The 21,649-nt window shown below is 72.8% G+C and carries 20 protein-coding genes; 14 read left to right on the top strand and 6 right to left on the bottom strand.

The genetic code is table 11. The features are described 5' to 3' along the window. Positions 1-1,408 (bottom strand): UDP-N-acetylglucosamine 1-carboxyvinyltransferase (gene murA / locus ACX6XY_RS27995; RefSeq protein ID WP_460336661.1); only part of this gene is annotated, 1,408 nt, incomplete at its 3' end. Between the two features lie 263 nt (positions 1,409-1,671). Between murA and ACX6XY_RS27990 the strand changes: the two genes are divergently transcribed. The 10 genes from ACX6XY_RS27990 to ACX6XY_RS27945 all read left to right on the top strand — a co-directional run bounded on the left by ACX6XY_RS27990 (position 1,672) and on the right by ACX6XY_RS27945 (position 12,952). Continuing rightward, positions 1,672-2,232, top strand: coding sequence for a YqgE/AlgH family protein (locus ACX6XY_RS27990; RefSeq protein WP_460336669.1), 561 nt, complete (start codon positions 1,672-1,674; stop codon positions 2,230-2,232). Between the two features lie 85 nt (positions 2,233-2,317). Further along, the gene (locus ACX6XY_RS27985) at positions 2,318-2,617 is read left to right on the top strand and encodes a DUF3039 domain-containing protein (RefSeq protein WP_460336658.1); all 300 of its coding nucleotides are present in this window, start codon (positions 2,318-2,320) and stop codon (positions 2,615-2,617) included. A 706-nt stretch (positions 2,618-3,323) separates the two neighbouring features. Further along, complete coding sequence (locus ACX6XY_RS27980; protein ID WP_460336655.1) at positions 3,324-4,244, top strand: FAD binding domain-containing protein; 921 nt, start codon at positions 3,324-3,326, stop codon at positions 4,242-4,244. A gap of 32 nt (positions 4,245-4,276) precedes the next feature. Next, a complete protein-coding gene (locus tag ACX6XY_RS27975; protein WP_460336666.1) occupies positions 4,277-5,995 on the top strand; it encodes a (2Fe-2S)-binding protein in 1,719 nt (572 codons plus the stop codon). Beyond that, positions 5,992-8,304 carry a xanthine dehydrogenase family protein molybdopterin-binding subunit gene (locus tag ACX6XY_RS27970; RefSeq protein WP_460336652.1) on the top strand — a complete coding sequence of 771 codons (2,313 nt, stop codon included), beginning with the start codon at positions 5,992-5,994 and terminating at the stop codon, positions 8,302-8,304. Before ACX6XY_RS27975 ends, ACX6XY_RS27970 begins: the two co-directional genes overlap by 4 nt. A gap of 108 nt (positions 8,305-8,412) precedes the next feature. Beyond that, positions 8,413-8,610: an Arc family DNA-binding protein gene (locus ACX6XY_RS27965; protein WP_460336649.1), complete on the top strand. Its 198-nt coding sequence runs from the start codon at positions 8,413-8,415 to the stop codon at positions 8,608-8,610. Then, positions 8,610-8,978, top strand: a complete 369-nt coding sequence (locus ACX6XY_RS27960; protein ID WP_460336646.1) for a type II toxin-antitoxin system death-on-curing family toxin — start codon at positions 8,610-8,612, stop codon at positions 8,976-8,978. Before ACX6XY_RS27965 ends, ACX6XY_RS27960 begins: the two co-directional genes overlap by 1 nt. 126 nt (positions 8,979-9,104) lie before the next feature. Next, positions 9,105-10,910, top strand: coding sequence for a DEAD/DEAH box helicase (locus ACX6XY_RS27955; protein ID WP_460336643.1), 1,806 nt, complete (start codon positions 9,105-9,107; stop codon positions 10,908-10,910). 433 nt (positions 10,911-11,343) lie between these two features. Continuing rightward, positions 11,344-11,985: an IclR family transcriptional regulator gene (locus ACX6XY_RS27950; RefSeq protein ID WP_460336639.1), complete on the top strand. Its 642-nt coding sequence runs from the start codon at positions 11,344-11,346 to the stop codon at positions 11,983-11,985. Between the two features lie 160 nt (positions 11,986-12,145). Further along, positions 12,146-12,952, top strand: coding sequence for a S16 family serine protease (locus ACX6XY_RS27945; protein WP_460336636.1), 807 nt, complete (start codon positions 12,146-12,148; stop codon positions 12,950-12,952). Between the two features lie 4 nt (positions 12,953-12,956). On the opposite strand, the gene ACX6XY_RS27940 is transcribed toward ACX6XY_RS27945, so the two are convergent. The 3 genes from ACX6XY_RS27940 to ACX6XY_RS27930 all read right to left on the bottom strand — a co-directional run bounded on the left by ACX6XY_RS27940 (position 12,957) and on the right by ACX6XY_RS27930 (position 14,188). Continuing rightward, positions 12,957-13,394: a TA system VapC family ribonuclease toxin gene (locus ACX6XY_RS27940; RefSeq protein WP_460336633.1), complete on the bottom strand. Its 438-nt coding sequence runs from the start codon at positions 13,392-13,394 to the stop codon at positions 12,957-12,959. After that, the gene (locus ACX6XY_RS27935; RefSeq protein WP_460336630.1) at positions 13,391-13,633 is read right to left on the bottom strand and encodes a ribbon-helix-helix domain-containing protein; all 243 of its coding nucleotides are present in this window, start codon (positions 13,631-13,633) and stop codon (positions 13,391-13,393) included. Before ACX6XY_RS27935 ends, ACX6XY_RS27940 begins: the two co-directional genes overlap by 4 nt. Before the next feature lie 81 nt (positions 13,634-13,714). Next, positions 13,715-14,188, bottom strand: coding sequence for an Lrp/AsnC family transcriptional regulator (locus tag ACX6XY_RS27930; protein WP_460336663.1), 474 nt, complete (start codon positions 14,186-14,188; stop codon positions 13,715-13,717). Positions 14,189-14,316: 128 nt separating this feature from the next. On the opposite strand from ACX6XY_RS27930, the gene hppD reads away from it, so the two are divergent. Next, positions 14,317-15,462 (top strand): 4-hydroxyphenylpyruvate dioxygenase, encoded by a 1,146-nt coding sequence (gene hppD / locus ACX6XY_RS27925; protein WP_460336627.1) that lies wholly within the window; start codon positions 14,317-14,319, stop codon positions 15,460-15,462. A gap of 212 nt (positions 15,463-15,674) precedes the next feature. On the opposite strand, the gene ACX6XY_RS27920 is transcribed toward hppD, so the two are convergent. Further along, positions 15,675-17,162, bottom strand: a complete 1,488-nt coding sequence (locus ACX6XY_RS27920) for a tetratricopeptide repeat protein (protein ID WP_460336624.1) — start codon at positions 17,160-17,162, stop codon at positions 15,675-15,677. Between the two features lie 109 nt (positions 17,163-17,271). Between ACX6XY_RS27920 and ACX6XY_RS27915 the strand changes: the two genes are divergently transcribed. Further along, positions 17,272-18,672: an FAD-binding oxidoreductase gene (locus ACX6XY_RS27915; protein WP_460336621.1), complete on the top strand. Its 1,401-nt coding sequence runs from the start codon at positions 17,272-17,274 to the stop codon at positions 18,670-18,672. Positions 18,673-18,678: 6 nt separating this feature from the next. On the opposite strand, the gene ACX6XY_RS27910 is transcribed toward ACX6XY_RS27915, so the two are convergent. Beyond that, a complete protein-coding gene (locus ACX6XY_RS27910) occupies positions 18,679-19,158 on the bottom strand; it encodes an SsgA family sporulation/cell division regulator (protein ID WP_460336618.1) in 480 nt (159 codons plus the stop codon). A 286-nt stretch (positions 19,159-19,444) separates the two neighbouring features. On the opposite strand from ACX6XY_RS27910, the gene ACX6XY_RS27905 reads away from it, so the two are divergent. Together ACX6XY_RS27905 and ACX6XY_RS27900 are read left to right on the top strand one after the other, a co-directional pair. Further along, on the top strand, positions 19,445-20,764 hold the full coding sequence (locus ACX6XY_RS27905) for an RDD family protein (protein ID WP_460336615.1): 1,320 nt from the start codon (positions 19,445-19,447) through the stop codon (positions 20,762-20,764). 89 nt (positions 20,765-20,853) lie between these two features. Next, positions 20,854-21,528, top strand: coding sequence for an RDD family protein (locus ACX6XY_RS27900; RefSeq protein ID WP_460336613.1), 675 nt, complete (start codon positions 20,854-20,856; stop codon positions 21,526-21,528). Positions 21,529-21,649: the final 121 nt, after the last annotated feature.

Genomic DNA, 21,649 nt, shown 5'->3' with positions numbered 1-21,649 from the left:
GCAGCGCCTCCTGCCCGAGCACCCGGCCGAGGCCGAACGCGATCCCGGCGCCGATCACCGTGCCGGCCAGCGCCCCGCCCGGCAGTTCGACCTTCGCGCCGAGCTCCGCGAGCTTCTCCATGAAGTTCTCATAGCCGCGGTTGATCAGGTCGATGCCGTGCACCCGCGACGTCCCCTGCGCCGCGAGCGCCGCGATCAGATACGAGAAGCCGCCGCGCAGGTCGGGAATGACCAGATCCGACCCCTGGAGCTTGGTCGGTCCGGAAACCACCGCCGAGTGCAGGAAGTTGCGCTGCCCGAAGCGGCAGTCCGAACCGCCCAGGCACTCGCGGTAGAGCTGGATGTGCGCGCCCATCTGGTTCAGCGCCGAGGTGAAGCCGAGCCGCGACTCGTACACCGTCTCGTGCACGATCGACAGACCGGCGGCCTGGGTCAGCGCCACCACCAGCGGCTGCTGCCAGTCGGTCTGGAAGCCCGGATGCACGTCGGTCTCCAGAGCTATCGCGTTCAGCGAGCCGCCCGGATGCCAGAAGCGGATGCCCTCGTCGTCGATCTCGAACGCGCCGCCGACCTTGCGGTAGGTGTTCAGGAACGTCATCATCGAACGCTGCTGAGCGCCGCGCACATAGACGTTGCCCTCGGTCGCCAGCGCCGCGGACGCCCAGGAGGCGGCCTCCAGACGGTCCGAGAGCGCCGCGTGGTTGTAGCCGCCCAGGCGGTCCACACCGGTGATCCGGATGGTCCGGTCGGTGTCCATCGCGATGATCGCGCCCATCTTCTGCAGTACGCAGATGAGGTCCTCGATCTCCGGCTCCACCGCCGCGTTGGACAGCTCCGTGACGCCCTCCGCGAGCACGGCCGTGAGCAGCACCTGCTCGGTCGCGCCGACGGACGGGTAGGGCAGCCGGATCTTGCAGCCGCGCAGCCGCTGCGGGGCCTCCAGATACTGGCCGTCCGCGCGCTTCTCGATCGTCGCGCCGAACTGCCGCAGCACCTCGAAGTGGAAGTCGATCGGACGGCCGCCGATGTCACAGCCGCCCAGGCCCGGAATGAAGGCGTGCCCCAGGCGGTGCAGCAGCGGACCGCAGAACAGGATCGGGATGCGCGAGGAGCCCGCGTGCGCGTCGATGTCGGCGACGTTCGCGCTCTCCACGTGCGAGGGGTCCATCACCAGCTCGCCGGGCTGCTCACCCGGACGGACGGTCACCCCGTGCAGCTGCAGGAGGCCGCGTACGACGCGCACGTCGCGGATGTCCGGGACATTGCGCAGGCGACTCGGGCCACTGCCGAGCAGGGCGGCGACCATGGCCTTGGGGACCAGGTTCTTCGCGCCGCGGACCCGGATCTCACCCTCCAGCGGGGTGCCGCCGTGGACAAGCAGGACGTCGTCAGTGCCGTTGACGGTCATGTATCTCGCGTTCCGATGAGGTGGGTGGGGGCAGAAAGGTAAGCCTAATGGCCTTCTACCCCCGCTAAGTAAGGCCAAGGGCGACCTTCGGCCGCGATAGCCGCGCCTTGACACGAACCGTGCTTCGGTCAGCGCGCACGGTAACCGGAATGCGCCCTTCAGGGGGCGCGCACGGCTCTTTTTACCGTATGGCCTGAGCTGCGAGCGCTTACGTACCGGGATTGCCTCCCCACCGAAGGCGAAGATGCGGGATCATGTCTGGCATGACCGAGGTGTCCTCGCTCACAGGGCGGTTGCTGGTCGCGACTCCGGCCCTGGCCGACCCCAACTTCGACCGCGCCGTGGTGCTGCTCCTTGACCACGACGAGGAGGGTTCGCTCGGAGTCGTCCTGAATCGTCCGACTCCGGTCGATGTGGGGGATATTCTGGAGGGCTGGGCCGCGCTCGCCGGTGAACCCGGCGTGGTGTTCCAGGGCGGCCCGGTGTCGCTGGACTCGGCCCTGGGGGTCGGGATCATCCCCGGCGACAGCGGACCCGTCGGCTGGCGCCGGGTGCACGGCGCGATCGGCCTGGTCGACCTGGAGGCCCCGCCCGAGCTGCTGGCCGCCGCGCTCGGCTCGCTGCGGATCTTCGCCGGGTACGCGGGGTGGGGTCCCGGCCAGCTGGAGGACGAGCTGGCCGACGGGGCCTGGTACGTCGTCGAGTCCGAGCCGGGCGATGTCTCCTCGCCCCAGCCCGAGCGGCTGTGGCGCGGCGTGCTGCGGCGCCAGCGCGGCGAGCTGGCGATGGTGGCGACGTACCCGGACGACCCCTCGCTCAACTGACACCGCCCGTCTGGCGACGGACGTCCGCTCCCCGGCGTCCGCCACCCGGCGGCTGTTGTCGGCGGGCTTCAGTACCCTGGAACCCATGAGCACTCTTGAGCCTGAGCGCGGGGCAGGTACGGGGACCCTCGTAGAGCCGACGCCGGAGCTGTCGCACGGTGACGGTGACCACGAGCGCTACGCCCACTATGTCCAGAAGGAAAAGATCATGGCGAGCGCGCTCGACGGCACCCCCGTCGTCGCGCTCTGCGGCAAGGTCTGGGTGCCGGGTCGCGACCCGAAGAAGTACCCGGTGTGCCCCATGTGCAAGGAGATCTACGAGTCCATGGGCGCCGGGGGCGACAAGGACAAGGACAAGAGCGGCAAGGGCGGCGGCAAGAAGTAGCGCATACGAGCCTTCCGCGAGAGCGCTGAGCCCGACTGTGTGAGGCGGCGGCTCCGGTGTGCCGGTGCATCCCGGAGCCGTCTCGTCCGCGTGCCCCCTCGGCGGCCTGCGGCTGGCAGTCCCGACCGTATGGCTCCTGCGGATCTGATCCCCGCGCCGCGCGCCCGCCGCAGGGCCCGCGGACCGCGCGGCGCGCTGTGGGCCGCGTGGCGGCGGACCGCCCGGCGTGCTCTGGGCCGCCCGGACCCGCCAGCCCGAACCTTCCCGCGCCTCACCGCCTTCGCGGACTTCGAGCGCCGAATGTCAGTGCACCGCGCCACACTTGACGCACTGAGGGTCGAATACCGGCCACCCGGAGGCCCGTTGCCCCGGCAACGGGCCTCCTGGCGTGCTCGGACGCCCGATCGGGGGATCGCCCCCGAACGTGTGAGGTGACAGGACGTCACGGGCCGCGGGAGTGCGGCCCTGGGACGGTGAGGCAGCGGGGAAGAATCGACACAAGAGTCGCCTAAGGCGTCAATGCCCGCCGACCGGTGAGCGCCCGTCAAAACGGGCGATCCCGCTGGTTGGGGGAGGAACGGTTCCTAGTGGACCCCTGCGTCGGCGGGCCGCGAAGATGTGCCAGAGTTGCTACGTCCGGCGCTGGAGCACGTACCGTACGGCGGAACAGCCCAGGCGGGCCGGTCATCGGGAAGGGGCAGCCGCTTTGACCACGCACGCACCGCAGTCAGCCCAGATGGCGCAGTCCACGACGCCGTCGGCGCCGCCGTCTGTGACGCTGCCGGTCTCGCTGGACGAGGCCGTCGCGGCCCTCGGCGCCATGCCCGCCGCGGTGCCCGTCGCGGGCGGTACGGACCTGATGGCGGCGGTCAACTCCGGGCAGCTGCGCCCCGCCGCGCTGGTCGGCCTCGGCCGGATCAGCGAGATCCGCGGCTGGCAGTACCAGGACGGGCACGCCCTGCTCGGCGCCGCGCTGACCCACGCGCGCATGGGCCGCCCGGACTTCGCGGCGCTGATCCCGGCGCTGGCCGCGGCCGCGCGGGCGGCGGGCCCGCCCACCATCCGCAACGCCGGGACGCTCGGCGGCAACATCGCCACGGCGGACCCGGCGGGGGACGCGCTGCCGGTGCTCGCCGCGCTGGAAGCCACCTTGATCATCGCCGGGCCCGGCGGCGCGCGGCGCGAGGCGCCGGTGTCCCATCTGCTGGCCGGTATGGAGATGTTGCGCGCGGGCGAGCTCATCGGCTATGTGCGGGTGCCGCTGCTGCACGCGCCGCAGGTCTTCCTGAAGGCGACCGGCCGGACGGGGCCGGGCCGGGCCACCGCGTCGGTGTGCGTGGTGCTCGACCCCGCGCGGCGCGGCGTGCGGTGCGCGGTGGGCGCCGTCGCGCCGATGCCGCTGCGGCCGCTGGACGCCGAGGGCTGGGTCGCCTCGCTGATCGACTGGGACGCGGGGCGGGCGCTGGCCCCCGAGGCGCTGACCGCCTTCGGCGAGTACGTCGCGGCCGCCTGCATTCCCGACCAGGCGCCGGACGGCACGCCGCACGAGCTGCCGCCCGTCGTGCTCCACCTGCGGCGTACGGTCGCCGTGCTGGCCCGACGAGCCTTGGGGAGGGCGCTGTCGTGAGCGACACCAACGGAACCGGCGCGGACGGGGCGATGGGCGAGGGCGTGTCCGGCGGGGAGGGCGGCTGGCAGCCGACGCCGCCGAGTGACTACGACGCGGACGCGACGGCGTTCGTCACGCTCCCGGAGGGCCTCGCGGACACGCCGCTGGCCGCGCCGGGCAGCGGCGGCTACGTACCGCCGCAGATCTCGGTCGCGCCGGGTGCGGCGACCGACCCGGCGGCCACCGGGACGTTCGTGATTCCGGGCCTGGCCGCGTCCCCGGACGCCGACGCGGCTTCTTCGGAGCCGGTGATCGGCGAGGCGGCCGTGCGCTGGCCGGAGCCGAACGCCGCGCAGCCGCCGCCGCCGACGGCGGGCGACACGGGGCAGTGGAGCTTCACGGAAGGGGCGGCGGCGCCGCCTTCGTCGAACGTGACCGGCCAGTGGTCGATCCCGCTCGCCCAGGGTGACCTCCCGGACGAGTCCGGCGAGTTCACCAGGTCCGCCCTGGTCGACCAGTGGTCGGCCAACGCCCCCGGCACCCTCCCCGGCGGCGCGCCGCCCCCATGGGCCCCGCCCCTTGACCAGGCCCCCCGTACGGACCCGTACGCGCTGCCGGACGGGGAAACGCACACGAGCACCCCCCCGCCCCAAGCCCCTGGCACGGGCAACGACCCGCACCAGGGCGCGGCGCACCCCCCCGGTACGGACGCGCACGCGAGCGTGGGGCCAGGCCAAGAGTCTGGCGCGGACGGCCCGTACGAGGGCGCGGCGCGTGATCAGGGCACGGACGCGCACGCGGGCGTGGGCTCGGGGCAGGAGCCCGGCGTGGGCGACGGCCCGTACGAGGGTGCGGAGCACGACCTCGGTGTGGGCGGGGGCCCGCAGGAGGGTGCGGAGCGTGAGCGCGGTGTCGACGTGCGTCAGGGCGGCGAGACGGAGACCGGTCCAGGGGATGGGCAGGGCGCGCACGGGGCGCGGGGCACGGACCCGCAGCACGCGGGCGACCTCGGCGTGGACCAGCGGGCAGGTGTCGACGACCCCGGAGCGGACCAGCGGGCAGGCGCCGCCGGCCCCGGCGTCGACCCGCCGCAGGACCTGGCCCATGGGTTCGTCGACGAGCGGCCGTTGGTCTCCTACGTGCTGCGCGTCAACGGCGTGGACCGGCCCGTCACCGACGCCTGGATCGGCGAGTCGCTGCTCTACGTCCTGCGTGAGCGGCTCGGCCTCGCCGGAGCCAAGGACGGCTGCTCCCAGGGCGAGTGCGGGGCCTGTGCGGTGCAGGTCGACGGGCGGCTCGTGGCCTCCTGCCTGGTGCCCGCCGCGACCGCCGCGGGCAGCGAGGTGCGCACGGTCGAAGGCCTCGCCGAAGGCGGCCAGCCGTCCGACGTGCAGCGCGCCCTGGCCTGCAGCGGCGCGGTGCAGTGCGGATTCTGCGTACCCGGCATGGCCATGACCGTGCACGACCTGCTGGAGGGCAACCCGGCCCCCAGCGAGCGCGAGACCCGCCAGGCCCTGTGCGGCAACCTCTGCCGCTGCACCGGCTACCGCGGCGTACTCGACGCCGTCAACGAGGTCGTGGCCCAGCGCGGCACCGCGACGGCCGACACCGAAGACGGGAACCAGCACACCGAGCCCCCCGAAGAGGCCCGCATCCCGCACCAGGCGCCCCCCGGCGCCGGGGGAGTAGCCCACCCCCACCCCCACCCCCACCCCCAAGCCCACCCCCACCCCCAGCCCGAGACCCCGCAGGACGGAGGCCAGGCATGAGCAGCGAGACCGCCACGGCCACCACCCCCACGGCCCCGGCCGCGCCCCCCGAGCCGCCCCCGCACGGCCTGGGCGCCTCGCTCACCGCCGCCGACATCCCCGCGAAGACCGAGGGCACCTTCCCGTACGCGGCCGACCTGTGGGCCGAAGGGCTGCTCTGGGCGGCGATCCTGCGCTCCCCGCACCCGCACGCGCGGATCACGTCCATCGACACGTCGGAAGCCCGCAAGATGCCCGGCGTGCACGCCGTCGTCACGCACGAGGACGTACCGGGCGACGCCGGACACGGCCGCCGGGTCGCCGACCGCCCCGTCTTCGCGTCCGAGGTCGTCCGCCACCACGGCGAGCCGATCGCCGCCGTCGCCGCCGACCATCCCGACACCGCGCGCATGGCCGCCGCCGCCGTCATGGTCGAGTACGAGATCCTGGACCCGGTCACCGATCCGGAGCAGGCCTTCGCCGCCGAGCCCCTGCACCCTGACGGCAACCTCATCCGCCACATCCCGCTGCGCTACGGCGACCCCGAGGCCGTCGGCGAGACCGTCGTCGAGGGCCTGTACCGCGTCGGCCGCCAGGACCCCGCCCCGATCGGCGCCGAGGCCGGACTCGCCGTGCCCCGCCCGGACGGCGGCGTCGAGCTGTACGTCGCCTCCACCGACCCGCACACCGACCGCGACCTGGCCGCCGCCTGCTACGGCCTCCCGCCGGACCGCGTGAAGGTCGTCGTCACCGGAGTGCCCGGCGCCACCGCCGACCGCGAGGACCCCGGCTTCCAGCTCCCGCTCGGCCTGCTGGCGCTGAAGACCGGCTGCCCGGTCAAGCTCACCGCCACCCGCGAGGAGTCCTTCCTCGGCCATGCCCACCGCCACCCCACGCTGCTGCGCTACCGCCACCACGCGGACGCCGAAGGCCGCCTGGTGAAGGTCGAGGCGCAGATCCTGCTCGACGGCGGCGCGTACGCGGACGCGTCCAGCGAGTCCCTGGCCGCCGCCGTCTCCTTCGCCTGCGGCCCGTACGTCGTGCCGCACGCCTTCATCGAGGGCTGGGCCGTACGCACCAACAACCCGCCGTCGGGCCATGTACGCGGCGAGGGCGCCATGCAGGTCTGCGCGGCCTACGAGGCTCAGATGGACAAGCTGGCCGCCAAGCTGGACCTGGAGCCCGCCGAACTCCGGCTGCGCAACGTCCTGGCGACTGGCGACATCCTGCCCACAGGACAGACCGTCACCTGCCCCGCCCCGGTCGCCGAACTGCTGCGCTCCGTACGGGACTACCCGCTGCCGCGGCTGCCCAAGGACTCCCCCGAGGAGGAGTGGCTGCTGCCCGGCGGCCCGGAGGGCGCGGGCGAGCCGGGCGCGATCCGGCGCGGCGTCGGCTACGCGCTCGGCATGGTGCACATGCTCGGCGCCGAGGGCGCCGACGAGGTCTCCACGGCGACCGTCAAGGTCCAGGACGGCGTCGCCACGGTCATCTGCGCCGCGGTGGACACCGGCCAGGGGTTCCCGACCCTGGCCCGCCAGATCGTGCAGGAGACCCTGGGCCTGGACGAGGTCCACGTCGCCTCGGTCGACACCGACCAGCCGCCCTCCGGGCCCGCCTGCCACAGCCGCCACACCTGGGTGTCGGGCGGCGCGGTGGAGCGCGCGGCCAAGATGGTCCGCACCCAGCTGCTGCAGCCCCTGGCGGCCAAGTTCGGGATGTCGACCGAGCTCCTCCAGATCACCGACGGCAAGATCACCTCGTACGACGGCGTGCTGTCCACGACCGTGATGGAGGCGATGGACGGCAAGGAGCTGTGGGCCACGGCCCAGTGCCGCCCGCACCCCACCGAGCCGCTGGACGAGAGCGGCCAGGGCGACGCGTTCGTGGGCCTGGCCTTCGCCGCGATCCGCGCGGTGGTGGACGTGGACGTGGAGCTCGGCGCGGTACGGGTGGTGGAGCTGGCGGTCGCCCAGGACGTCGGGCGCGTGCTCAACCCCGCGCAGCTGGCGGCCCGTATCGAGGCGGGCGTCACGCAGGGCGTGGGCGTGGCGCTCACGGAGCATCTGCGCACCCCGCGCGGCCTGGTCCGGCACCCCGACCTGACCGGGTACGCCCTGCCCACGTCCCTGGACGCCCCGGACATCCGCATCGTGAAACTCGTCGAGGAGCGGGACGTGGTGGCCCCCTTCGGGGCGAAGGCCGCGTCCGCGGTGCCGGTCGTCACCTCGCCCGCCGCGGTGGCCGCCGCGGTGCGCGCGGCGACCGGCCGCCCGGTCAACCGCCTCCCGATCCGGCCGCAGGCGGCGGTGGCGACACCCGGCGGCTGAGGGGCGGCGCCCGCCCACCCGATGAGTTCCCGGCGTGCGCTGAACGGCGGCCCGCGGCGAGTCCTAAGTCAGTGGCACCACGTGGTACCGCTCGGTACCATCGAAGCCATGGCTGGTCTCAACGTACGGTTCACCGAGGAAGAGCTGGACGCCCTGCGCGAGCGTGCGGACGCGGAAGGTCGGAGCATGCAGTCCTTCGCCCACGATGCCGTGGTCAAGGCGATAAATGAGCACTCCCGGCTGTTTAACGAAGCGGCCGACCATGTGCTGAACGCGAGCGTCGAGCTGAACCGGAGGCTCGCCTGATGCAGTACCTCACGCTGCCCGAGCTGCTCACCCTGGCCGAGCGGCTTGGGGCGAGCGAGGTACGTGACTACGGCCTGCTTGACTCGGCGCTGGCTCGGCCGCAGTCAAGCGTGTTCGGGCAGGACGCTTACCCGGACGTGTGGCAGAAGGCGGCGGCCCTCATGGAGTCGATCGCCCGCAATCACGCCCTCGTCGACGGGAACAAGCGCCTGGCCTGGTACGCGACCTGGGTGTTCCTGCACATGAACGGGTATCCGTTGGATGCGGGCTTCGATGTCGACGAGGCTGAGCGGTTCGTGCTGGACGTCTGCCAGGGCGGCCTCGATGTGCCCAAGATCGCCGAGCAACTGCCGCAGTTCGCTCACTGAGCGTCGGCGTGTGACTCGCGTCCCAACGCGCTCAACCCCGGTGGCGTCCGGCGGAAGCCACCGCGGCACCACCGGTAAGGTGGCCCGGTTGTCATACGTAGCCGAGCCAGACCCGAACCGGAGACCGTGACTACCACCACCGGCACCCCCGCCTCGTCGTCGCACCACCTCTCGCCCGCCTTCCCCGGCCGCGCCCCCTGGGGCACGGCGAACAAGCTGCGTGCCTGGCAGCAGGGCGCCATGGACCGGTACATCCAGGAGCAGCCGCGCGACTTCCTCGCCGTCGCGACCCCCGGCGCCGGGAAGACGACCTTCGCGCTCACCCTCGCGTCCTGGCTGCTGCACCACCACGTCGTGCAGCAGGTGACGGTGGTCGCGCCGACCGAGCACCTGAAGAAGCAGTGGGCGGAGGCGGCCGCCCGGATAGGCATCAAGCTCGACCCCGAGTACAGCGCGGGCCCGCTCAGCAAGGAGTACCAGGGCGTCGCCGTCACCTACGCGGGCGTGGGCGTACGGCCGATGCTGCACCGCAACCGCGTCGAGCAGCGCAAGACCCTGGTCATCCTGGACGAGATCCACCACGCCGGTGACTCCAAGTCCTGGGGCGAGGCCTGCCTGGAGGCCTTCGAGCCCGCCACTCGGCGGCTCGCGCTGACCGGTACGCCGTTCCGCTCCGACACCAACCCGATCCCCTTCGTCACCTACGAGGAGGGGAACGACGGCATCCGGCGCTCGTCGGCCGACTACACCTACGGCTACGGGAACGCGCTCGGCGACGGCGTCGTCCGGCCCGTCATCTTCCTGTCCTACAGCGGTCAGATGCGGTGGCGCACGAAGGCCGGTGACGAGATCGCCGCCCGGCTCGGCGAGCCGATGACCAAGGACGCCGTGTCCCAGGCCTGGCGTACCGCGCTGGACCCGCGCGGCGACTGGATGCCCAATGTGCTGCGCGCCGCCGACCAGCGGCTCAGCGAGGTACGCAAGGGCATCCCGGACGCGGGCGGCCTGGTCATCGCCTCCGACCAGGACTCGGCGCGCGCGTACGCCAAGCTGATCCGCGAGATCACCGGCAGCAAGGCTGCCCTGGTGCTGTCGGACGACAGCGGCGCGTCCGACCGGATCGACGAGTTCAGCCGGGGCGACGACCGCTGGATGGTCGCGGTCCGGATGGTGTCCGAGGGCGTGGACGTGCCGCGGCTCGCGGTCGGCGTGTACGCCACGACCATCTCGACCCCGCTGTTCTTCGCCCAGGCCGTCGGGCGCTTCGTACGGTCCCGGCGGCGCGGCGAGACCGCGTCCGTGTTCCTGCCGACCATCCCGGACCTGCTCGGCTTCGCCAATGAGATGGAGGTCGAGCGCGACCACGTACTCGACAAGCCGAAGAAGGGCGGGGACGACGAGGACCCCTACGCCGAGTCCGAGAAGGAGATGGACGAGGCGAACCGGGAGCAGGACGAGGACACCGGCGAACAGGACATGCTGCCGTTCGAGGCGCTGGAGTCCGAGGCCGTGTTCGACCGGGTGCTCTACGACGGCGCCGAGTTCGGGATGCAGGCGCACCCCGGCAGCGAGGAGGAGCAGGACTACCTCGGCATTCCGGGGCTGCTGGAACCCGACCAGGTGCAGATGCTGCTGCAGAAGCGGCAGGCCCGGCAGATCGCCCACAGCCGCAAGAGGCCGGACGCGGAGGCGGACCTGCTCGAACTGCCCGCCGAGCGGCGTCCGGTGGTCAGCCACAAGGAGCTGCTCGAACTGCGCAAGCAGCTCAACACGATGGTCAGCGCCTACACCCACCAGTCGGGCAAGCCGCACGGCGTGATCCACACCGAGCTGCGCCGGGTGTGCGGCGGTCCGCCGAGCGCGGAGGCGACGGCCGGGCAGATCCGGCAGCGGATCGCGAAGGTCCAGGAGTGGGCGACCCGGATGAGGTGACGGGTGACGGGTGATGGTTGACGGACGACCGGCCGGTCGTCCGTCAACCATCACCCGTTCGGGTGTTTCGGGACATTGCCTGGTTAGTCGGCTTTCACCCGTTATGTGGTTCACATAACGGGCATCAGGCGTGCTCGGAAGTGTGAAGTTCACCTTTTCGGTGACCGGATTCTGGACGGAGTCTTCCGCTGAGCGGACCAGCTCGCTAATGTCCCGGCAACACACACGCCCCGTGGCAGCGCCGCCGCGGAGCGCAGCCGGTGCTCAGCGCTGCCGGGAGGCGTCCGCCGCCGCCCGGAGCCCCGCCATCGCCCGGCGGCCTCTGGACGTGCGTCACCGGCGGTACCGGTGACGGGGCACCCGCCTCTTCGGCGGGGGAACGCCTTGCCGCGAAAGGGGGGCCGTCGTGACTCACCACTAAGGAGAGGGCGTCGTGACCGCGGAGACCTCCCAGACGCTCGACCGGGGACTGCGTGTCCTCAAGCTGCTGGCCGATACCGACCACGGACTGACCGTGACCGAGCTGTCCACCAAGCTCGGTGTGAACCGCACCGTGGTGTACCGCCTGCTCGCCACGCTCGAGCAGCACGCCCTGGTACGACGTGACCTGGGCGGCCGCGCCCGAGTCGGGCTCGGCGTGCTGCGGCTGGGCCGCCAGGTGCATCCGCTGGTGCGGGAGGCGGCGCTGCCCGCGCTGCGCGCGCTGGCCGAGGACATAGGGGCCACCGCCCACCTCACGCTGGTCGACGGCACGGAGGCGCTGGCCGTGGCGGTCGTCGAACCCACCTGGACCGACTATCACGTGGCCTACCGCACCGGGTTCCGGCATCCGCTGGACCGGGGTGCGGCGGGCCGGGCGATCCTGTCCGCCCGGCAGGGCGCGCTGAACGACCCCGGTTTCACGCTCACCCACGGCGAGCTGGAGGCCGGGGCGAGCGGGGCGGCGGCGCCGCTGGTCGGGGTGACCGGGATCGAGGGCAGCGTGGGCGTGGTGATGCTGGCGGACTCGGTGCCGGAGCGGGTGGGCGGGCGCGTGGTGGACGCGGCCCGCGAGGTCGCCGACGCACTGCGCTGACCGCGCGCCGCGCGGCCCGCGCGTTGCCCCGTCCCGCGCCCGTCCTGAGGCTGTGTGGCGGGTCCGCGTCCGTCCTGAGGCTGTGTTGCGGTCCGCGTCCGCGTGAGGCCCTGTGGTGGCTGGGTCTCGTGGGGGTTGGCCGTGGTTATAGGTTGATTCCGTGCTCTCACGTCTCCCTGGCCTCTCGCGGCTCCCCCGGTCCAAGGCCCTCGCCGTCTGCGCCGTCCCGTTCGTGGCTCTGCTGGCGACCGCGGGCCTGGCGCCGCTGCCGTTCGTGGTGGCGCACCCCGGTGCGACCGCGGACGTACTCGGCGAGAACAACGGCGACCCGGTGATCACCATCACCGGCGCTCCCACCCGCGAGACGAGCGGCCAGCTGCGGATGACGACGATCCTGGCGACCGGCCCGGACGCTCGGGTCGACCTCGGCGATGTGGTCGACGGCTGGTTCCGCACGGACCGCGCGGTGATGCCCCGCGAGGCGGTGTATCCGAGCGGTGAGTCCACCGAGGAGATCGAGAAGCACAACATCGGCCAGATGGAGGAGTCCCAGGACGCGGCGGTCCAGGCGGCGCTCGGCTACCTGGGCGAGCGCGGCGACGGGATCGAGGTCGAGCTGGAACTCGCCGACGTCGGCGGCCCCAGCGCCGGGCTGCTCTTCGCCCTGGGCATCGTCGAGAAGCTGGACGGCGACGGCAGCGGCGGCGACCTCACCGGAGGCCGCACCATCGCGGGTACGGGCACGATCAGCGCGGACGGCGAGGTCGGCACGGTGGGCGGGGTCTCGCTGAAGACGCAGGCCGCCAGGCGGGACGGGGCGACCGTCTTCCTCGTACCGCAGGCGGAGTGCGGGGACGCGCGGGGCGAACTCCCGGACGGGCTGCGGCTGATCCCGGTCACCACCCTGTCCGGGACGGTGGACGCGCTACGCGCCCTGGACAAGGGCGAGCCCGTCCCGACCTGCTGAAGACTCAGTCCTCGTCGTCCAGCGGGTGCCGCCACCGCAGTCCGGGGAACCGGGCGAAGCCGCGGTCGGCGGAGTAGAGCGTGGCGCCGGATTCGATGGCCAGCGCCGCGATGTAGGCGTCGGGAACGAGATTCCCCCGAGCGCCCGCACCACGGCACAGCCGCTCGAAGATGCTCCAGTGCCGCGGGCCCTCCGTCAGCGACGCCGCGACGGGCGCGTCACGGATGTCCTGGAGGAAGGCGAACGCGGTGTCCGGTTCACTTGGCGGCTGATAGATCCGCGGGTGGGTGACGATGCGGAGAAAGCCGCTGTCGACCACGCCGTTGTACGCCACCGGCTCGTCGCCGCGCAGCTGCCGCAGCAGCCACGCGTGGTAGCGCTCGTGGTCCTTGCTGTCCTCGCGGAAGGCGTACACGAGGACGTTGACGTCGCAGAGGATCATTCGAGGCCGTCCATGAGGTCACGGACGGACAGGTTGTCGTCCAGGTTGATGCCGGGGCGCGGGCCGCCGCGTCCGGGGTCGGTGGTCAGCTTGGCGACGCTCTGCGCCGCGTTCACATCGCGCGCGAACGACGCCCGCACCGCGTCCTCTATCACCGCACTGAGCGTCACCCGCCTGCGTGCCGCGCGCAGCTTCGCTTCCTGGAGCAGGTCCTGGGGGAGGTCGACCGTGGTTCTCATACACACAACAATAGAAGCCGCGCATCTTGATGCGCAAGCTGATCGTCACGATGTGATGACACGCTGTACTGGTCTTGACGGCTAGCCGTCGGCCGAGGACGCCTGTTCCACCAGCGGGATGATCCGCAGCGGCACCGGGTTCTCCATCACGATCGCCGTCGACGCGCGCACGATGCCGTCGAAGCCCACCACCCGGTCGATCACCCGCTGGAGGTCGGCGTTGGACCTGGCCACCAGGCGGCAGAGCATGTCCCCGTGCCCCGTCGTGGTGTGCAGTTCGAGTACCTCCGGGACGCCGCTGAGGTGGGCCCGGACGTCCGCGCCCTGGCCCTGTTTGATCTCCAGCGTCGCGAAGGCGGTGACGGGATAGCCGAGCGCCGCCGGGTCCACGTCCGGGCCGAAGCCCCGGATGACGCCGTTCGACCGCAGGCGGTCCAGGCGCGCCTGGACCGTGCCGCGCGCCACGCCGAGCCGCCGCGACGCCTCCAGTACGCCGATCCTGGGCTCGCGCGCCAGCAGTACGAGCAGTCTGCCGTCCAGTGCGTCGATGGACATGGCCTGGATCACACTCCCGGTGGTCATCCTGTACAGATAGCCCGGCCATACTCGCCTTTCGCTAGGCGGATTGACCAGTGATCCAGGCAACTATTGCGCACCTTGTGGAACAGGGGGACGCTGCCGTTATGAGTGAGACCATCCAGGAAACCCCTGACACCGCACGGCAGGCCGACCCCTTCCCGGTCAAGGGCATGGACGCGGTCGTCTTCGCCGTGGGCAACGCCAAACAGGCCGCGCACTACTACTCGACCGCCTTCGGCATGAAGCTCGTCGCGTACTCGGGCCCCGAGAACGGCAGTCGCGAGACCGCCAGTTACGTCCTGGAGAACGGCGCCGCCCGGTTCGTGCTGACCTCGGTCATCAAGGCGAGCACCGACTGGGGCCGCTTCCTCGAAGGCCATGTCGCCGCACACGGCGACGGCGTCGTCGACCTCGCTATCGAGGTCCCCGACGCCCGCGCCGCGCACGCCTACGCCATCGAGCACGGCGCCCGCTCCGTCGCCGAGCCGTACGAGATGAAGGACGAGCACGGCACGGTCGTACTCGCCGCCATCGCCACCTACGGCGAGGTCCGCCACACACTGGTGGACCGCAGCGGCTACGACGGCCCCTACCTGCCCGGCTTCGTCACCGCCCAGCCGATCGTCGAGCCCCCGGCCAAGCGCACCTTCCAGGCCATCGACCACTGCGTCGGCAACGTCGAGCTCGGCAAGATGAACGAGTGGTGCGCCTTCTACAACAAGGTCATGGGCTTCACCAACATGAAGGAGTTCGTGGGCGACGACATCGCGACCGAGTACTCGGCCCTGATGTCCAAGGTCGTCGCCGACGGCACCAAGAAGGTGAAGTTCCCGATCAACGAACCGGCGATCGCGAAGAAGAAGTCGCAGATCGACGAGTACCTGGAGTTCTACGGCGGCCCCGGCGTCCAGCACATGGCGCTCGCCACCAACGACATCGTCACGACGGTGCGGACCATGCGCGCCGCGGGCGTCCAGTTCCTGGACGTCCCGGACACGTACTACGACACCCTCGGCGAGTGGGCGGGCGAGACACGGGTGCCGGTGGAGACCCTGCGCGAGCTGAAGATCCTCGTCGACCGCGACGAGGACGGCTACCTGCTGCAGATCTTCACCAAGCCGGTCCAGGACCGCCCGACCGTCTTCTTCGAGATGATCGAGCGGCACGGCTCGATGGGCTTCGGCAAGGGCAACTTCAAGGCCCTGTTCGAGGCGATCGAGCGCGAACAGGCCAAGCGCGGCAACCTCTGACCGCTCCGGCTCCTCGGTTGTTCCGGAACCCCGGTTGTTCCGGAACCCTGGCTGTTCCGCGCCTCAGCACGCCGTGGCCCCACGGGACCTGACGACCCGTGGGGCCACGGCGCACGCGCGCACACCCGTCCGGCGACCGGTCCGATGACCGGCCCGGCGACCGGTCCTGGGGGGCGTCTCGGGGAAACGCCCCCCAGGATCCAGGACAGGGCCTAGGCCTCCTCGCCGGTCTTCTCGGACGGCGTCTGCGCCCCCATCCGCGCCGGACCGCCCGCCGCGGGTTCGCCCAGCGCCTCCAGGGCCTGAGCCGCCAGCGGCGCCAGCAGCGGCGAGAAGGACGGGTTGATCCGCAGCGCCGTCGCCAGATGGCGGCGCGCGGAACCGTGCCGCCCGAGCGCCCGCTCGATCTGGCCCCGGTGGTAGAAGAACAACGCGCTGCGCGGCCCCTTCTCCATCGCCTTCTTCGCGTACGCGACGGCCCGCTCGTCATCGCCCGCGCGATGCAGCGCCCAGCCCAGCGCGTCCGCCGCCTCGGGCCCCGGATGCCGCTTGTACTCGGCGGTGAGCCGCTTGACCGCCGCCCGCACCGCGTCCGCGTCGCCGTGGTCCGCCTCGAACCGGCCGAGCACCAGCGCCTCGTTGACCCCCACACCGCCGCCCTGCTCGATCCGCCCGCGCAGGATGTCGTACTGGACCCCCGCCGCCTCCATCCCCAGCGACTCCTGCAACTCGCCCAGTTCCAGGAGGTACTCCGGCAGCGGCTGCTTCGCCAGCGCCGACTCGAAGGCGGCGAGCGCCGCCGACGAGCGGCCCAGCGCCGCCAGCGCCCGGCCCTTCCCGGCGAGCGAGGGATGGTGGTCGGGGCCGGCACGCAGCGCCGCCCGGAAACAGCGCAGCGCCTCGGCCGGTTCGCCGCGCTCCCACGCCAGCTCACCGACCCGGTGCAGCCGCACCGCCCGCTCGGCCGGGGTCCCGGCGAGCGCGGCCGCGTCCGCCGCGTTCACCGCCGCGTCCTCACGCCACCCCCGGTCCCGGTACACCCCCGCGGCCGCCGCCCGCACCACGGACCCCGCCCCGAGCTCCCGCAGCCGCTCCAGTGCCCTGCCCGCCGCCTTCCGGTCGCCCAGACCGCGGTAGGCCTCCAGCAGCACCGGGTACAGCGTCCAGCGCTTCGGGGCCTGCCGCACGGCCAGCTCGCCCCACTTCCGCGCGTCCCGGTACTCGTGCCGGGCGTTGGCGAGCGCGGCGAGCCCGGCCAGCGCCGCCGCGTTGCCCTCGTCGCCGGGACGCACGGCCAGCGACCTGCGCAGCGCGCGCTCGGCCTTCGGATAGGCCGCGTAGTCCGCCGTACGGCGCCCCCGCTCGACATAGGCGGCGCCCAGCACCGCCCAGGACTCCTCGTCGCCCGGCTGCTCGCGCACCCACGCCTTCCGCTCCCTGATCAGGGCCGTCAGGTCGGCCAGCGAGGCTGGCGCGCCCGCCCCGGCCGCGGCCATCGCCCGCCCGGCCGGGCCCGGCGCGGGCGGCGGGCCGTCCTCCCGCAGCACGGGGACCAGCACCAGCACCCCGGCGAGCAGGGCGCCACCCGTGACCGAGGCGACCAGAGCGCGCCGCACCGCGCGGGAGCGGCGGCGCGGCGGGGCCGGGGCCTGCCGCTCCTGTTCGTTCTGGTTCTCCACGGCGATCACTCTGCTCTCCATGGTGATCACTCTGCGTCAAGGCGTGCACCGATACGACGAGCACACCGCGACGCGCGCGTGGGTCGCCCTACGGGTTCACACCGATGGCCCCGAGTGCCACGCTGGGATCATGGCCGCCGATTCCGCCGATTCCGCCGATCCTGCCGAACCCCTGCTGGCCGCGCTGCGCGCCGGGCTGCCCGCCGAAGCCGTCCTCACCGACCCGGACGTCACCGCCTCGTACGCGCGCGACATGGCCAGCTTCTGCGCCGCGGGCCGCCCCGCCGTCGTCGTACTGCCCCGTACGGTCGAACAGGTGCAGCATGTGCTGCGCACCGCCACCGCACTGCGCGTCCCCGTCGTCCCACAAGGCGCGCGCACCGGCCTGTCCGGCGCCGCCAACGCCTCCGACGGCTGCATCGTCCTCTCTCTGCTCAGGATGGACCGCATCCTGGAGATCAGCCCGGTCGACCGGATCGCCGTCGTCGAACCGGGCGTCGTCAACGCCGCGCTCTCCCGCGCGGCGGCCGCCCACGGCCTGTGCTACCCGCCCGACCCCTCCAGCTGGGAGCAGTGCACCATCGGCGGCAACATCGGCACCGCGTCCGGCGGCCTGTGCTGTGTGAAGTACGGCGTCACCGCCGAGTACGTACTCGGGCTCGACGTCGTCCTGGCCGACGGCCGCCTGCTGAAGACCGGCCGCCGCACCGCCAAGGGCGTCGCCGGATACGACCTCACCCGGCTCTTCGTCGGCTCCGAGGGCAGCCTCGGCGTCGTGGTCCGCGCGGTGCTCGCCCTGAAGCCCGCGCCGCCCCCGCAGCTGGTGCTCGCCGCCGAGTTCGCCTCCGCCGCGGCCGCCTGTGACGCGGTCTGCCGGATCATGGCCGAGGGACATGTGCCGTCACTCCTCGAACTGATGGACCGTACGACGATCCAGGCCGTCAACGCCCTGGCGCACATGGGACTCCCGGACACCACCGAGGCCCTGCTGCTCGCCGCCTTCGACACCGCCGACCCGGCCGCCGACCTGGCCGCCGTCGGCGAGCTGTGCACGGCCGCGGGCGCCACCGAGGTCGTCCCGGCCGACGACCCCGCCGAATCCGAACTCCTCCTCAAAGCCCGGCGGCTGTCGCTCACCGCACTGGAAGCCGTCAAGGGCACCACGATGATCGACGACGTCTGCGTGCCCCGCTCGCGGCTCGGCGCGATGCTCGACGGCACCGCGCGCATCGCCGAGAAGTACGACCTGACCATCGGGCTCTGCGCGCACGCGGGGGACGGCAACACCCACCCCACCGTCTGCTTCGACGCGGCGGACCCCGACGAGTCCAGGCGGGCCCGCGAGTCCTTCGACGCGATCATGGCCCTCGGCCTGGAGCTCGGCGGCACGATCACCGGCGAACACGGCGTGGGCGTACTGAAGAAGGAATGGCTGGCCCGCGAGATCGGCCCGGTGGGAGTGGAGTTGCAGCGGGGGATCAAGCAGACCTTCGACCCGCTGCACCTCCTCAATCCGGGCAAGGTGCTCTGACGCCACTCACTCACCGTCCTTCGACTCGTCCGACGGCCACGGGTCGCGCAGCCACAGCTCGTCACGCCCGCCCGCCGCCGGGGCGAGCAACTCGGCCAGGCCGTCGTCGATGCCCAGCTGCTCGGACTCGGAACCCGGCGGCACCGCCCGCAGGGTGCGCTCCAGCCAGGCCGACACGGCGGCCGCCGGCGCCTCCAGCAGGGCCTCCCCGTCCGGCGAGCTGAGCGCCATCAGGACCACGCTGCGGCCCTCGAACTTCGTCGGCCAGACCCGCACGTCCCCGTGCCCGCACGGCCGGAACACGCCCTCCACCAGCAGCTCGCGGGCGAAGGTCCAGTTCACCGGCTGATCCGAGCCGATGTGGAAGGTGATGTGCACGGCGTACGGGTCGTCGGTGCGGTAGGTGAGGCGGGCCGGGACGGGGACGCTGCGCTCGGGCGACAGCACCAGCTTCAGTTCCAGCTCTCGTTCCACCACGGTGTGCATCTCGTACGTTCCTCTCGTCGGACGGTCTCGGCACGGGCCCTTCGGTGGGCCTGTACGAGGTGAGAGCGCCCAGGAGCGGATCGCTTACGCGACTTCGCCGAACTTTCCGAAGTTTTTTTCCGCGCCGCTGTGTCGCTCGTACGCGGGGTATCTCGCCTTCTCGCCGCTCCGGGCGGTGCGGTCTTCGTTACTGTCCTCCTTGGACCGTGGGAGATCCGGTGTCGCGGCCCGTCCGGGTCGGCGCCGTGGTCGGTCAACTGTGCTGTTCACGATCGGAGTTGGGGACATGGCGACGCCTCCCGCCGGCAACGGTGACAACGGAGCCCGGCAAGGCTATTACCCGGACCCCTCCATCCCTGGCTACGTCCGGTACTGGAACGGGGTCTCCTGGGTGCCGGGGACCAGCCGCCCCGCCCCGGCCGGGGGCGAGCCGCTGCCGCTGCCGCCCGGCGTGAGCGAGCCCGCCGCCGTACCCGGGCAGGCGACCGCGCCGGTGGAGGAGACCGGGCCGGTCTTCTTCGACGAGGAGGAGCCGCAGGCCGTGCGGGGCGACGGACGGGACGATCGACAGGGCGACGTACCGGATGGCGTACGGGATGGCGTACGGGATGACGGCGCCCGGCCGGAGCCCGCCACGGCCTGGCAGGCCGACACATCGCACCAGGGCGGCTTCGGCGGCGAGCGGGACCGCCGGGTCGCCTGGGGCACATCGGCCGCGGCCGACCCCCGGCTGGCGCACGCCCGCGCTCCCGAGGCCCGCGGCCCTGAGGCCCGCGGCCCCCAGGCGTCGGTCCCGGACCAGCCCTCCCGCCCTCTCGGCCAGACGCCGCCCACGGCCGACGGCACGATGGCCATCCGCCTGCCGGAGACACCCGCGCCCGCACCCGCGCCCGCGGCGTCGAGCGGTCCGCCCGCCGCCGCCCGGGCGGCGGCCACCGGCACACCGGGCCAGCCGAACCCGACCCTGGTGGAGGGCGCGGCCCCAGCCGATCCCGCCAGCCCGGCCTCCTGGCCGCAGCAGGTGCAGCGGCTCGCGCAGAGCCCAGGGGGCGAGGGCGGCCCCGTACCGCCGTGGAAGCCCGTCACCGAGGATCCGTTCACGGCGGCGGCGCGGGCCCGGGCGGCGGCCAGGCCCGCGCGCCTCGGCCGACGGCTCGCGGCGCGGCTGATCGACACGCTGGTGCTGGGCGCCGTCACCGGCGTCGCCGCCGTACCCGCGGCGACCACGGCGTACGATCACGTCAACGCCAAGATCGACGAGGCGAAGCTGTCCGGCGAGACCGTGACGGTGTGGCTCATCGACGGCACGACCGCCGCCTGCCTGGGCGGCGTGCTCGCCGCGCTGCTGATCTTCGGCGTGCTGTACGAGGCCCTGCCGACCGCGAAGTGGGGCCGCACCCTCGGCAAGAAGCTCTGCGGACTCGAGGTGCGGGACATCGAGAAGCACGTGGCCCCGTCGTTCGGCGCGGCGCTGCGCCGCTGGCTGGTGTACAGCGTGCCGGGCGTCCTGGTCGTCGGTGTCGTCGGCGTGGCCTGGTGTCTGTTCGACCGCCCGTGGCGGCAGTGCTGGCACGACAAGGCGGCCCACACCTTCGTAGCCGGGTAGGACCCCAGGTGCTCAGGTCCCCGGGCTCAGGTCCCCCGTCCGGACCCCGGCCGCGTGCGGACCCCTCTCGTTCGGGGTCGACTCGGGCCATGAGCACCCAACCGCCGCCTCCGGGCCCCGGCCAGCCACCGGACGACGACCCGTTCAAGAAGCAGCCGCCGCCCGGCAGCGGCGGCGGCTCCCCGTACGACTCGCCCTACGGCGACGGGGCCCCGCCGCCCCCGCCTCCGCCCGGCGGCGGCGACTTCGGCGCTCCACCGCCGCCCCCCTACGGCGGCGACCCCTACGGCGGTGGCTACGGCGCGAGCGACCCGCTCGCCGGGATGCCCCCGCTCGCCGACAGCGGCAAGCGCGTCCTGGCGCGCGTCATCGACATCCTGGTCGTCGGCGTGGTCACGTATCTGCTGCTGTGGGCCTTCCGCTGGAACAGCGTCGACTTCGACGACGTCAACGGCGGTTCGGCCTTCGGCAGGTCCCTGCTGACGGCGATCCTCTACATGGCCTATGACGTCGTCATGACGGTCAAGACGGGCCAGACGCTGGGCAAGCAGCTCATGAAATTGCGGGTGGCCAACCTCGACGACGGCTCGACGCCCACCCTGCAGACGGCGGTGGTACGCGCCGCCGTGCTCTGGCTGCCGTTCGCCTTCTGCTGCTCTTTCCTCTGGACGGCCGTCTGCGGCGGCTGGAGCTTCTTCGACAAGCCCTACAAGCAGGGCCTGCACGACAAGGCCGGTAAGACGGTCGTGGTCAGCACCGGCTGACCTCGAGGCCGCGGGCGGCGGCCTCGGGCTTCGGCGGCCGCGGGGGGGGGGGGGGGGGGCCGGCCCCCCCCCGGGGGGGGGGGCGCCCACGCGTCCGGGCGAGGACTTCACCCGGCCCCCC

The sequence above is a fragment of the Streptomyces sp. O3 genome (assembly GCF_054788135.1).
The sequence above is the reverse complement of the archived record's forward strand: the minus strand, read 5'-3'. Positions and strand labels throughout refer to the sequence as shown.

Coding starts and splice junctions, on each gene's coding strand:
- ACX6XY_RS27990 (WP_460336669.1), top strand. CDS start 1,672: ATGACCGAGGTGTCCTCGCTCACAGGGCGGTTGCTGGTCGCGACTCCG.
- ACX6XY_RS27985 (WP_460336658.1), top strand. CDS start 2,318: ATGAGCACTCTTGAGCCTGAGCGCGGGGCAGGTACGGGGACCCTCGTA.
- ACX6XY_RS27975 (WP_460336666.1), top strand. CDS start 4,277: ATGGGCGAGGGCGTGTCCGGCGGGGAGGGCGGCTGGCAGCCGACGCCG.
- ACX6XY_RS27970 (WP_460336652.1), top strand. CDS start 5,992: ATGAGCAGCGAGACCGCCACGGCCACCACCCCCACGGCCCCGGCCGCG.
- ACX6XY_RS27965 (WP_460336649.1), top strand. CDS start 8,413: ATGGCTGGTCTCAACGTACGGTTCACCGAGGAAGAGCTGGACGCCCTG.
- ACX6XY_RS27960 (WP_460336646.1), top strand. CDS start 8,610: ATGCAGTACCTCACGCTGCCCGAGCTGCTCACCCTGGCCGAGCGGCTT.
- ACX6XY_RS27940 (WP_460336633.1), bottom strand. CDS start 13,394: ATGATCCTCTGCGACGTCAACGTCCTCGTGTACGCCTTCCGCGAGGAC.
- ACX6XY_RS27935 (WP_460336630.1), bottom strand. CDS start 13,633: ATGAGAACCACGGTCGACCTCCCCCAGGACCTGCTCCAGGAAGCGAAG.
- ACX6XY_RS27930 (WP_460336663.1), bottom strand. CDS start 14,188: ATGTCCATCGACGCACTGGACGGCAGACTGCTCGTACTGCTGGCGCGC.
- hppD (WP_460336627.1), top strand. CDS start 14,317: ATGAGTGAGACCATCCAGGAAACCCCTGACACCGCACGGCAGGCCGAC.
- ACX6XY_RS27920 (WP_460336624.1), bottom strand. CDS start 17,162: ATGGAGAGCAGAGTGATCGCCGTGGAGAACCAGAACGAACAGGAGCGG.
- ACX6XY_RS27915 (WP_460336621.1), top strand. CDS start 17,272: ATGGCCGCCGATTCCGCCGATTCCGCCGATCCTGCCGAACCCCTGCTG.
- ACX6XY_RS27910 (WP_460336618.1), bottom strand. CDS start 19,158: ATGCACACCGTGGTGGAACGAGAGCTGGAACTGAAGCTGGTGCTGTCG.
- ACX6XY_RS27905 (WP_460336615.1), top strand. CDS start 19,445: ATGGCGACGCCTCCCGCCGGCAACGGTGACAACGGAGCCCGGCAAGGC.
- ACX6XY_RS27900 (WP_460336613.1), top strand. CDS start 20,854: ATGAGCACCCAACCGCCGCCTCCGGGCCCCGGCCAGCCACCGGACGAC.